The organism is Lewinella sp., assembly GCF_050633125.1.
In the GTDB taxonomy this organism is placed as follows: Bacteria; Bacteroidota; Bacteroidia; order Chitinophagales; family Saprospiraceae; genus Lewinella.
The window spans coordinates 1-12,413 of sequence record NZ_JBOEFX010000198.1 but is presented as its reverse complement, the minus strand read 5'-3'; the positions used below and the strand labels follow the sequence as shown (position 1 = coordinate 12,413).

Sequence of the window (12,413 nt, the reverse complement as noted above, 5' to 3'; positions counted from 1 at the left end):
ATCCACGGCAGCTTCCAGAGCATCCTGGGAAACAGGTACACCAAGACTGATGCTCAGGCTAGAATCCTGCCCCAGCGTATCCACTTGAATGGTTTCTGGAAAGGTATCCTGTTGCACCAACGTAGTATCCTGAGCAGACAAGATGCTGAATACTAGGAAGAACCAAAATGAAAAGAGTAACTTTGTCTTCAATTGTCTATGATTCGAAATCTAAACATCCCCGGACTTAACGTGCCACCAATGACACAAACCCTGAAACTAATCCTTTTCTCAACGCTGCTTCTATTGTTTTCGCCGCTCAAAGCTGCGTTTTTTAACAATACTTTAGCAAGCGTTAAATTAGAACTTCCTACTGGGAAGTATCCACTTGAACAAAAGACCGAAGCCTTGGCTGAACGGCTCAAAGGTATCTTAAAGTTGGCAAACACCAAGCCTCCTTTTCGGATTAAAACCATTGTTATCGATGCTGGCCACGGTGGGCACGACCCAGGATGCTCAGGAGCAGGCTCTCATGAAAAGCATCTCGCACTGGCCATTGCCAAAGCTTTTGCAGCAAATATCAAAGCCAACTACGCTGATATACAAGTGATTCTCACCCGTGACAAAGATGTTTTCATTCCATTACATGAAAGAGCAGCCATCGCAAACAGGGCTCATGCCGACCTCTTTATTTCTATTCACTGCAATGCCATGCCTCCTAATAATCGTGCTACCGCTGGTACCGAGACTTACGTGATGGGTTTACACACCGCAGGGCACAACCTCGATGTAGCCAAGCGGGAGAACAATGCGATCCTGTTGGAAGAAAACTATGAGCATAATTACGATTATGATCCTAATTCTCCGGAAGGTCACATTTTGCTGAGTATGTTTCAGAATGCCTTTCTTGAGCAAAGTATTCTTTTTGCAGAAAGAGTAGAGCACCACTTTCACGTCACTGCTGAACGAAAAAGCAGAGGCGTAAAGCAGGCGGGTTTTGTAGTATTAAAAGAAACAGCCATGCCCAGCGTTTTGGTAGAAACAGGCTTTCTTACCAACAAAGGAGACGAAGCTTTTCTTGATTCTGCCGAAGGGCAAGCGCTCATGGCCAATGCGCTACTCGCTGCATTTAGCGAATACAAGGCACTGCTCGAAGGCGAAGAAGTTGCTCCAGTTCAACCTGTTAATTTTGCTATAGCAAAAGAAGAAACACCCAACAGCTCTTCTCAAAACAATCCAAATAACGCGCCTCAAGTGCCAGGAAAAGGAACTACTCCGGCTACCGTAAGTTACACGCCACCTCCGGCCCCAGCAACTACTCGCCCCGAAGTACCAGGAACCTACACCTATTCCAATAGCACAACCAACGCACCTTCTAGCAATGTGCAGGCAGAGCCATTAATCACACCAGCAAGGCCCGCTCAAGAGCGGTACAGCGCTCCTGTGCCCGCCCGTGAACGTGCGCTACAACCTAAGGGATCAAGCGATACCAGCTGGGCAGCTAAGCTGGGGCATGACGAAACAAGCAAAACTGCTGACGGACTCATCTTTTGCGTGCAATTGGCGGCGGCTCCACAGCCATTGGATACTCGAACCCCTGTTTGGCAAAATGCCAATTACTTGATTGAAGTGGTTCAAGAAGCAGAAATGTACAAATACCAAGTAAGAAATTTCCGCCAACTGAACGAAGCGAGTAATGCCCGTGCGGTACTACAACAGCAAGGCTTTCAAGATGCTTTCCTCGTAGCGTACCTCCAAGGACAACGAATTAGCATTGCCGAAGCAAAAGCTTTATTGAATGGAAACTAAACCTAGTTGGGTTTTATACTGTTTCTCTTGCGATGGAGATAATAATTCTCCTAACCACACACTTTGATTACTTTTGCGCTGTTTATAAATTTTAGCCGGCGCATCAGCACAGTTCGCAGTAAAGCTGCCCCTGTCGCCCCAAACTAACAATGCATGTCTTCAGAAATACGTACCGGAGTTTTAGCCTTAGCAGCTATTGCGATTACCTTATGGGGGATCAAGTATATCCAGGGAAGTAACATTTTCAGCTCGTCCAAAACTTTTTATGCCTACTATGATGACATTATGGGAGTGCAAGTAGGTACACCCGTTCAAATCAGTGGTGTAAGCGTAGGGTCTGTCTCTGCACGCGACCTAAGCGTTGAAGACCGTCGGGTAAAACTGACCTTTACATTGGAGCGCGAAGTGCCACTGCCCAAAGAAACTAAGGCCGTTTTGGCTACGACCAGCCCATTGGGGGATATGGCTATCATCTTTGAATACGATCAGCCCTGCCAGGGAGGAGCTGGATGCGCAGAGGATGGCGATATTTTTGAAGGAGTAACACGCGGTTTGGTAGAATCCGTACTCGGAGACGGGGGCCTTACCAGCTACCTTGAGCAACTCAAAGAGGGAATGAAAGAAATTGCGGATTCCCTTAACAACGGATTCCTCAGTGAAGATGCAGAAGGCCCTCTAGCGGAATCAGTACGTGACTTACGTGGAACGATGTCCAACCTAAAAGAAGCTACTGGTCGAATGAACTTGATGCTTCAGCGTTCTTCTCCGGCACTTGAATCCTCACTGAATAATATGGCTACCCTGACCAGTACCCTTGAAGAACAGAAAGCCAGCATTGCCAGTATTATCGCTAATACCGACAGTATCAGCCAACAAATGGTGAATGCCCGTCTGGATGAGGCCGTTATGCAAGCAAAAGCTACCATCACGGAACTCAACGAAACACTCGTCACTGCCAAGTCTGCAATGGGTGGTGTTGACGAATTGGTTGGTCAACTGAAGGATGGTGAAGGTACACTAGGTATGCTCCTTCAGGATGAAGAACTCTATACCAATTTAAATGCACTTTCCTTTTCGTTAGATTCCCTTATGGTTGATATTCAGGATAAACCCTACCGATACTTCCCTCTTAAGAGTCGTCGTAAAGTTGAAAAATACGACCGACAGGATGCTCAAGAGGTAAATAATTAACCTAAACTTTTCTTCCTACAAAAAGCAGGTATTTCCAAAGTCCCAAATAGGCAGATTTGATATCTTCTCTTACCGGATAAAAATTATCTTTTAAAACCGGTAACACATGGCTGTCCATCCTTACGTGATGGCCAGCCATGTGTTTTTTAAAGAAAGTCCAGCTGGAGTCATGAAAGTCGACAACAGCAATATACCCGCCGGGGCGTAGATCTTTGTATGCTTGGTGAATCAATGTTTCCCACTGCGGGTTGATCATCGTAAGCGCATAAGAAAACAAGACCACATCTAATTTACCAGTCCAGGTATAGCAATTATTCCCGTATGCTTGTTCTAAAAAAACGACCTCTTCTGAAGAAGAAAATCTCCGCTTAGCTCTTGCCAACATATCTCCGGACACGTCCATTCCCGTTAGTTTCACTTCAGAGAATAGATGGCGTGCCCGCACTAGGTTATGCCCTGTGCCACAACCGACTTCTAGTAGATGAAATGGCTCTTCGTGCTCGAAAGGCAACTCGTTTAAGATTGCCGATCGTCCGAATAAAAACGACCAGCGTGTGAGGTCATAAATACGAGATTGAAAAGCATAATACTGCTGAATTCTTGTTGCCTGCTGCTGGTGCTCCTCTTGATTTGTCATTATCCCCATCTGATCTATTTTACAATTCCCAGCTGAACACTGGCATAAGTACCGACACGATCCACCGCATGAATCTCAGCGAGTTCCACGTTCGATTTAAAGTCAACTTGATCATGAACAAAGTCAGGGATGAAGTCTATTTTTTCTGCTGCAGAACGCATCAGTATCCGCGTCCCAGGCTTACTATTTGCTAAGATCAGCTCCCATTCCTCTACTAAACCGGGTAGGTCATAAGCAGCGAGCCAATCCTGATGATCCAATAAAATAAAATGAGAGTAAGCTCCAGGGTTTTCTTGCAAAAAACCACTCACCGTATTGTTATACGTCTCTATTCGCTTTTCTCGGTTCTTCAACACTTCAAAATGCGCCTCTTGCAAGTAACTAGGGGCGCAATCTGGCTTATAAAAGCCTTGAAAATACAGCTGCCAGAAGTAGTTATCTTTAATAGGCAAAGTACGGAAGACCCTTCGTAGGCAATCCTGAAGAAACCCCGTAATCCCTCTTTCATACTCATCCTTAAAGAGTGCTTGCTGACTTTGAGGCACCCCAATTAGACACATCGTAAAATGGCGGTTGACCGCCCAGTGCACCAGCTGATTCAACAAACGAGGTTCTAATTCATCATAAATACGAATCTGCTCTTCCAAAGTCTCGGCGCCAAAAAGGGATTTTAGCTCACGGTTAATTTTGGGCCGTGCCTTGAGATATCCTCTCAGCAACCAAGCCAACACACCGGATGTACCGTAGTAATACATTGTTTTCCGCCCCGCTTTCCCAGAAAAGTAATTGGCTGAACGATCCCAAACTTCCTGTGCATAACCAGGGAGTTCTTCTCGTAAAACTTGTGCATAAATGGAAGAAAATTCCGAGTGTTTACCCGAGCCAAACAGCGCAAAATGATCCTCAAAACTCAACTGGGCAAGGCTGGCTTTCTTTAAATCCAACAGTGCATTTTGTCGGGGATTCATATCTATAGTATGGATCACCTTCGGATCATCTAGTAAATAATCCAAGGCATTACAGCCAGCACTGGTAATCATCACGACCTCGCTATCCTGATTGAATTCCAGTAGCTGCCGATCGCAGCGAGGATCTTCCCAGCAAGTATTATAGATCAGATTATTCTGATGGACCAGGCGAAAAAGCCAGTCTTGAAGATGGTTGACGTACTTCACGGATAACGGTATTGGTCTAAAATTCCGGTGAAGTTAAGTCACTCAAAGACCAAGCCTATCTATCCACACTTTATGAATAAACTAAGTTTTCGTTAAATGAAATCGCAATAGATGAAGTTATTGTTAAGCTACAACCTATACTCAAGACAATTGACTCCGGAGGTATTCGTAATAATCAACTTGCGAACGCCTCATCGCCTCATCAGGAGCAGCTAGCCGATATCGATCATCTTGTTTAGCATTGATGATTCGTGCCTTGCAATTGTCTGCCCACTGAATATCTAGCAAATCTTTTAGTTCCTGTCTAAGGCGTTGGTCATAGATGGGTATTGCCACTTCAACCCGCCGGAAAAGATTGCGGCTCATCCAGTCTGCTGAAGCAGTAAAAAGTTCCTCCTTGCCATCATTGAAAAAGTAATAGATACGGGCGTGTTCCAAAAAGCGATCAAGAATACTGATTACTTCAATATTTTCACTCTGCCCTTCCACTCCTGGTACCAGACAACAGATTCCACGGATAATCAATTGAATTTTCACCCCGGCATTACTCGCTTGATAAAGCTTTTCAATCATACCCTGTTCTTCCAGGCTATTCATTTTCAAGCGAATAAAAGCTTCTCTACCTGCTTTGGCATGCTTTATTTCCCTGTTGATTTTCTTGACAAGCTTATTCCTTAGATCAAAAGGAGCAACCAAAAGGTGCTTGGTCGCGGGTAAAATCAAACGTCCGGTTAATAACTCAAACACTTGGCGAACATCAAATGTCATTTCTTCATCAGCCGTCAACAAGGCATGATCAGCATACAATCGAGCAGTTTGCTCATTGAAATTACCTGTTCCTAAATAACTGACATCTCGCTGCTTAGTACACTCTATCAATAGTAATTTTGTGTGTACTTTAATTCCTGGAAAACTATAGCGAACGTCAGCTCCCGCTTTTTTCAACTCTTCTCCCCAGTACAAATTAGCGGCTTCATCGAAACGGGCTTTGGCTTCAACAAAAACTTCTACTTTCTTCCCCAAGGCCAAAGCCTGAAGCAATCCATCCACTACGTCTGATTTAGCAGCCACCCGATATAAAGTAATCCTTAGCGTGTGCACGTCAGGGTCTTGTGCTGCTTCTTTAATCAGCTGTGGAATATAGTTGTATTCCTGGTAGGGAAAATGCAGCAATTCATCTCGTTCCCGGATGGCCGAAAGCAAGTGGTTCGCATTTTCAAAGCGAGGATGCGCCAGAGGAATAAGCTTACGATCATGCAAATCCTCTTTGCCTGCTGGTTCAGGGAAACCGAAAAAATCATTAAAATTGTGATACCGACCTCCTGGAATCATATCATATTTCGACAAGCCATAGGCTTTCCGCACGTTGGTAACCAAGCTTTCTGGCATGGTTTGGTCGAATAAAAAGCGAGTAGGTAAGCCTACTTCTCGTTCCGCAAGTGATGCTTTGATCTTGTCTAATAAATCACCGCTGTATTCATCATCAATGTAAAGTTCGGCATCCCTCGATACTTTAACACTGTAAACCCGAGGCTCCTGCTCGCCTAAAAACTGAGGTAAGTAAGCCCTGATGACATCATCCAAATACATGACTACGTAATCATCGTTGGAAGAAGGGATAACTAAAAATCTCGGTAATAAGTTGCTAGGAATATTTACGACTTCCCATGGTTTCTCTTCACCATGATCAATCACAAAATAAAGCTGCCGGTTTTCCAAGAAAGGAGCTGGTTCTCCTTCTACGTAAGCTTTCCTCTCCAATAAAGGCAAAACCTTTTCTTCGAAATATTGGTGAATGAACTTCAATTGCTCTGCGCCAATTCGATCCTGGGTCACAAGGTAAATACCCTCTTCTTGCAGGGCTGGAATGACCTCTTCCCTGAATACCCGACCAAATTGCCGCTGCTGCCATTGCACCAATGCTAAAATTTCTTTGAGTACTTTTTTAGGCTTGATATCCAGCAATCGTTTCCGATCTTCTTTACGCAATGACTTGAAAGATCGTAGGTAAGCCACTCTTACCCGAAAAAATTCATCCAGGTTCGAACTGTAGATGGCCAAAAACTTAACTCTCTCGTACAAGGGAACCGATTTATCCATCGCCTCCTGGAGCACCCGGTAGTTAAAATGCAGCCAACTAATATCCCTTGACGTATACTTAAAATCTGTATTTTCCATCTGTATTTTAAATAATTACACGAAGGTAATTTATTCTTTGGCTTCCTTCTTTGGGGTTTATTCTAAAAAACGGGTTGTTCATAAAAAAAACGCCCAAGCTCTTCAGCTTGGGCGTTTTTTTTATGAGTACATGAATCTTAAAATTCCATAGAAGATTCACCTAACACAAGAAACTCATCCCGTTGGCCTATAAAGCGAAGCATCTTGCGCTTTATTTCTTCCCGAACGCTAATAAATACAGACAATTTTCCCTCTTCTTCTTCCACTGAGGAGAATGCCGGATTTGGAATGTCGTAAAAGAAATAATGATCCGCAGTAATATCTGCTGGCCGACTCTCCTCCGCATTTTTGCATACCGTAATCAGGTAATCAAAATGCTGACCAGAAAAATCGCCCAAATGCTTAGATTGAGCAAAAGACATGTCTATATTATCTTCAAGCATTACTTCTACCACTAAAGGGTGAATCTGATCGGGTTGAAGGCCCGCACTATAGATTTCCGCATTGCCTCTGGTAAAATACCTGAGATAAGCTTCCGCCATTTGACTCCGACAAGCATTGCCCGTACAGAGCACCAAAATTTTTCTCATTGCAGTATGGTTACCAAGCAAAGTTAACATTAACTTTACATCTAGACAGCATCCTATGCAGGAAAAAATGGCGTTTCAACTCAGTGGCTAATGTTTTAGCTTGAGCGCAAGGCTTTTAGCTGAGACATAAAAATCACCAAAGAAATATGTTTTAGAACGTAGGACAGCCAATTCCTCTGCCGTTCACCCCACTGCCCTCTCCAAAAGCAAAAGAAAAAGATATTCCTCCCATAAAGAACCAATCATCATATTCTCCTCCTCTACGATAGGTGAGGTTTTCAACTTCAGGGTCTTTGATGCTAGGGTTACTTAGCTGAGCTGCCAGCGATCCAGTATTTTCAAGTACATCAAGGTAATTCACTTCTGTATCGGAAACATCATCCAGGTAATCCGTAAATGTCTTACGACCGCCTAGCTCTAAACCAATGGTAAACCGTTCTTTAAAAATAAATTTAATCCCGCCACCAGCAAGTAAAGCAAAGTCTGTCAATGAATAGGGATCTTCATAGCCGGGTGCCCCCTGAGCTTCCGTAGCTAAGGGCTGAAGCTCGATCCAATTGCCATCAAAATTAGCCTCTGGGTTAAACCGAAAGACACTAGCTCCTCCCATTACGTAAGGAACCACTTGGGTCCCTTTGGGATTTCCCAGGCGGAATAAATGAATATCCGCTTTTAAAGCTAGCTCGGTAATATTGGTCCTAAAATTCAGCATCCTCGTGGTGTTGTCATTGGTCACACCATCTTCCGCACTTATCTTACCTAGGTTAAGGCCAAGTTCTAACGATACAGCCTTGGCTGGGTTCATGCGTAGAAAAATACCACCTGCTGGTTCTATAGACTTGGTGTAAACACCAAATTCAGTAGGAGAAAGGTCGCCGGAATAGACTGCTCCACCGCCCCACAATCCAAGTTCAAGATTTTGGGCAGTACCAATAATAGCAAAGGATAAAATACAAAGGGAGAGTAAGAATCTCATAAGATAAATATTGTTTTTCAGGATTATATGACACAGTAACGGAAAAAAGTAACACAATCGTTTATCGTAAAACATAAAAAACGACAGTAAGATGATTAAAAAACTAGCCCATCGCTCTATAAGTGCGGTAAAATTAATCAATTTTGCAGTTGAAACTCATAAGCCCTTTTTGATGTTATACGAGGGTTAAAATGAAACAAGAACAGCATGGCAGATAATTCTGAAGAAAAAGAAAAGAAAAGCTTGAACAAGGAAAGTCTCGCACAGGGGCTACAGATTTTCCGATATGTTCTGCCTTACAAGTGGCCTTTCATACTGGGGATGCTCGCATTGGTGGTAGGAAGTCTCATTTTTCTGGTCATCATGCTCGTCCCTGGCGAAATGCTTAATATTCTGAATGGGGCTTCAGCTGAAGGGTTTAGCAGTATCTCTGACCGTCTACCGGGGAGCTCCGGATTAGGGATGAACATCAATCAACTCTTCTTAATTGCCTTAATTCTCCTTGGTCTTCAGGGGTTTTTATCATTTTGGCGAGTCAATCTCTTTGCTATTGTTAGCGAAAAAGGCATGGCCAACTTACGATCTGATATTTACGGTAAGTTGATTGGATTAAGTATTCCTTTTTTTGAACAGCGCAGAGTCGGAGAACTCACTTCACGAATTACGACGGACGTCACGCAGGTTCAGAATGTTATCAGCACAACCCTGGCGGAGTTTATCCGGCAGATTATCATTCTCTTTGGTGGTATTGCTATCATTGTTTTTACGATGCCTCGCCTTGCGCTCACCATGTTACTCACCTTCCCTGTGGTCGTTATAGGGGCTATGTTTTTCGGGCGGTATATCCGTAAGCTGATGAAAGCTCGCCAAGATCAACTTGCAGAAACCAATGTCGTTGTCGAAGAAACCATGCAAACTATACAAACTGTTAAAGCTTATACCAATGAGTGGTTTGAAGTAGGTCGTTATTCTCAAAAACTTCAAGGAGCAGTAGAGATTGCTCTGAAAGCTGCCAAGATGAGAGGATTGTTTGCCTCCTTTATTATTGTTGTAATGTTTGGTGCTTTGTTTTTCATTATGTGGCGTGCCGCACTCATGGTGCAAGCAGGCACCCTTGATCCTGGCGATCTGGTTCATTTTGTTGTTTTTACAGGTACCATTGGAGCTGCTATTGCTAGCCTGGGGAGTTTTTATACTGAAATTGTTTCGGCCATTGGCGCTACGGAACGTATTTTTGAAATACTTGAAGAAACCTCAGAGATAGAACCGAATGCAGATAAAACAGAGAACATCCTGCTAGATGGCCCAATCCGTTATGAGCAAGTCCACTTTACCTACCCTACTCGCCCCGATATTGATGTCCTTAAAGGCATTGACTTAGAGATTCAACCAGGGAACAAAATTGCATTGGTAGGTGCCAGCGGAAGTGGAAAATCTACCATTGTTGCACTTCTGCAACGTTTTTACCCTTTGGCCGATGGACAAATCACTATCGGAGGAAAAAACATCAACAATTTACCACTCAGTGCTTATCGAAGAAATATAGGCATTGTCCCTCAAGAGGTTTTACTTTTTGGAGGCACTATCAGAGAAAATATTCTTTACGGTAAGCCAGGCGCAGATGAAAGTGAAATTATTGCTGCTGCAAAGAAGGCCAACGCCTGGGAATTTATCAGTGGGTTTCCTGAAGAACTGGATACCATTGTAGGAGAGCGTGGCGTGAAATTATCTGGTGGCCAGCGCCAAAGAGTAGCTATTGCCAGAGCTATCTTAAAAGACCCTGCCATTCTTTTACTAGATGAAGCGACCTCTAGCCTTGATGCTGAAAGTGAACGACTGGTACAAACTGCACTTGATGGTTTGATGGAGGGGCGTACAAGTATTATCATCGCCCACCGGTTGAGTACCATTCGAGAAGTAGATCAGATTTACGTTATTGACGATGGCAAAATAGTCGAACAAGGAACTCATCAGGAATTGTCCATGCGAGAGGACGGCGTATACAACAACCTCGCAAAATTACAATTTGAATTGATTGAATAAGAAACTTATTCTGCCGAGACAGAACAAGTCTAAGGAACAGTACAAAATTAGTGCTTATCCTATGAGTAAATTTAGTTGGATAACTGTAGGATTAATCATATTAGGAATGGTGGCAGCCTACACCCAGGAGCTACCCGTCATGATGAATTACCTTCAGGTGGGCATGTTTTGGCGAACAGGCTTACTAATCGGTTTATTTACAGGAGTTGCAGTTTTGCTATTTTTCTTTTTCAGATCAAGTTATGTCCCAGAAGACGCTGTTGCAAAGATGCGCTTGGGTAGCAGTATCTTGTTTACCTGCTTAATGCTCTGTCCACTCTTTCTAAGCTGGACTAACCGACTAGGCATTCCACTTGACAATGCACAGGAAACGCTTGTAATATTTGAATCGGAACAGGCCCGTTACTCCAGTCGTTTCGGAAACCCCGCAGGAACAAAACAGCAGGCTAATCAGTTTATCCTCTTTTTCTTTAAAGATGGTCGACTAGTAAGAGTAAACGGGCAACATCCTTTTTTTCCGGGTGCTCAGCGTGGAGATACCCTCCCGCTCAAGATCAATACTGGTCGCTGGGGTTACCAATGGGTAGTACTTTAACCGTCATTCTTACCTCTGGCTCCGTAAAAGTAGATCTGCGGCCATCAAAATTTTATTCCGTAAACGAGGAGGATAATCCGGCCGTTCTTCTAAAAATTGGTTGACTATTTCTGCGGCGGCTACCGATTGATGGCCGCCAAGCGTAGCAGTAATAAATTGTCGCGGAAAGAAGATATCTCCTGTAGCTTGAATCTCTTCCATCATAACCAAGCTCTGGTGCAAGTAATTGATCGAGGAACTAGTACGCAAAGGGTGATGAAGATAGCCTACCGCAGTAACTACCCAAGGTTCTGTACCTCGGTTTTCAAGTAAGGATAAACTTACAAAGAAACTGTCTCGTGTTTCCTTTTCAGGAGATAATGCGGGTTGAATAAACCGCAGCTCCTCCTTTCTATCTTGGTTCTTGGTACGAGCTAATTGAGTTTCGACCAATTGTTGTGCTTCGTTCGGTAGCCGCAACGCTAATTCAGCGGTCAAATCAATCGCTTCTGTCTCAGATAAAGCCAGAATAGAGGTAACCTCTTGATCTTCCCAAATTTGTTTCAGGCTAATATTCGCCTCTTTTGAAAGACCAATTCGATAATAGGTTCTAAAATAAGCCAACTGGGCAGATGCATCTGTTGCCCGAGTATAGGCTTTCTTAAGGGTTGCCTCCAGTGCTAAACCATATTGTGCTCTTTCTGTAGGTGTAAAAAACTGCCAGAAAATGGTTTCCGTTAAGCCTAGTAGATAATTACGATTCAAAGCATCTTCCTCCTCGAGAATTCCTTCTAACAATGCCAAATACAACTCTCCTACCGGCAAGCGATGCCTGAGCATATCTTCATACAAACAAATCCATGTGGCACCACGCAAGAACGGGCTTCTTAGCTTTGAAACGTTTTGTAAAAGGTATTTCTGGCTTTGCGCCGTCAGGGGAAAGTAACCGTAAGCCATAGCAGAAGCATGCGGCAAGATCGCCAATGGCTGTTCCGGCAAGGAACCAAACGTAGTCTGTGGTTCAGCAGGTAACTGAACGGGTAGCAACGACACAGAATCCTCATAAAACAACGCAATCGCTGTGGATTCCGACCAATAGCGACCTTCCTTTCCCTCTTGTGTTATATTTAGTGTCTGCTCGCCATCCTTTTCTATGGCTTCGATCGTAAATACAGGCATCCCGGCAGACTTTACCCAGATTTCACTCCAGCTTTTCAAATCCTCTTCGGTGCGCTCATCCAGGATATTGATCAAATCATCC

The 12,413-nt window shown here is 43.8% G+C and carries 10 protein-coding genes and 1 pseudogene; 4 read left to right on the top strand and 7 right to left on the bottom strand.

Annotation, left to right across the window (positions count from 1 at the left end; genetic code table 11):
- Nucleotides 1-192: hypothetical protein (locus ACRBG0_RS27940; protein ID WP_431490120.1), on the bottom strand; the 192-nt coding region annotated here is incomplete at its 3' end.
- Between the two features lie 48 nt (nt 193-240).
- Here ACRBG0_RS27940 and ACRBG0_RS27935 point away from each other — a divergent pair.
- Nucleotides 241-1,788 carry an N-acetylmuramoyl-L-alanine amidase gene (locus ACRBG0_RS27935; RefSeq protein WP_431490119.1) on the top strand — a complete coding sequence of 516 codons (1,548 nt, stop codon included), beginning with the start codon at nt 241-243 and terminating at the stop codon, nt 1,786-1,788.
- Between the two features lie 153 nt (nt 1,789-1,941).
- Nucleotides 1,942-2,979 carry an MlaD family protein gene (locus ACRBG0_RS27930; protein ID WP_020537690.1) on the top strand — a complete coding sequence of 346 codons (1,038 nt, stop codon included), beginning with the start codon at nt 1,942-1,944 and terminating at the stop codon, nt 2,977-2,979.
- A gap of 1 nt (nt 2,980) precedes the next feature.
- On the opposite strand, the gene ACRBG0_RS27925 is transcribed toward ACRBG0_RS27930, so the two are convergent.
- The 5 genes from ACRBG0_RS27925 to ACRBG0_RS27905 form a co-directional block, all read right to left on the bottom strand.
- Nucleotides 2,981-3,625 (bottom strand): class I SAM-dependent methyltransferase, encoded by a 645-nt coding sequence (locus tag ACRBG0_RS27925; RefSeq protein WP_020537691.1) that lies wholly within the window; start codon nt 3,623-3,625, stop codon nt 2,981-2,983.
- 5 nt (nt 3,626-3,630) lie between these two features.
- The gene (locus tag ACRBG0_RS27920) at nt 3,631-4,791 is read right to left on the bottom strand and encodes a DUF3419 family protein (RefSeq protein ID WP_431490118.1); all 1,161 of its coding nucleotides are present in this window, start codon (nt 4,789-4,791) and stop codon (nt 3,631-3,633) included.
- 141 nt (nt 4,792-4,932) lie between these two features.
- A complete protein-coding gene (gene ppk1 / locus ACRBG0_RS27915) occupies nt 4,933-6,969 on the bottom strand; it encodes a polyphosphate kinase 1 (protein WP_431490117.1) in 2,037 nt (678 codons plus the stop codon).
- Nucleotides 6,970-7,106: 137 nt separating this feature from the next.
- Complete coding sequence (locus ACRBG0_RS27910; protein WP_431490116.1) at nt 7,107-7,559, bottom strand: arsenate reductase ArsC; 453 nt, start codon at nt 7,557-7,559, stop codon at nt 7,107-7,109.
- A 151-nt stretch (nt 7,560-7,710) separates the two neighbouring features.
- A complete protein-coding gene (locus tag ACRBG0_RS27905; RefSeq protein WP_431490115.1) occupies nt 7,711-8,535 on the bottom strand; it encodes a DUF6089 family protein in 825 nt (274 codons plus the stop codon).
- Nucleotides 8,536-8,742: 207 nt separating this feature from the next.
- On the opposite strand from ACRBG0_RS27905, the gene ACRBG0_RS27900 reads away from it, so the two are divergent.
- Together ACRBG0_RS27900 and ACRBG0_RS27895 are read left to right on the top strand one after the other, a co-directional pair.
- Nucleotides 8,743-10,578, top strand: a complete 1,836-nt coding sequence (locus ACRBG0_RS27900) for an ABC transporter ATP-binding protein (RefSeq protein ID WP_431490114.1) — start codon at nt 8,743-8,745, stop codon at nt 10,576-10,578.
- A 61-nt stretch (nt 10,579-10,639) separates the two neighbouring features.
- The gene (locus ACRBG0_RS27895; RefSeq protein WP_431490113.1) at nt 10,640-11,173 is read left to right on the top strand and encodes a hypothetical protein; all 534 of its coding nucleotides are present in this window, start codon (nt 10,640-10,642) and stop codon (nt 11,171-11,173) included.
- A gap of 9 nt (nt 11,174-11,182) precedes the next feature.
- On the opposite strand, the pseudogene ACRBG0_RS27890 reads toward ACRBG0_RS27895, so the two are convergent.
- A pseudogene (locus ACRBG0_RS27890) lies at nt 11,183-12,413 on the bottom strand (hypothetical protein); the annotation flags it as partial.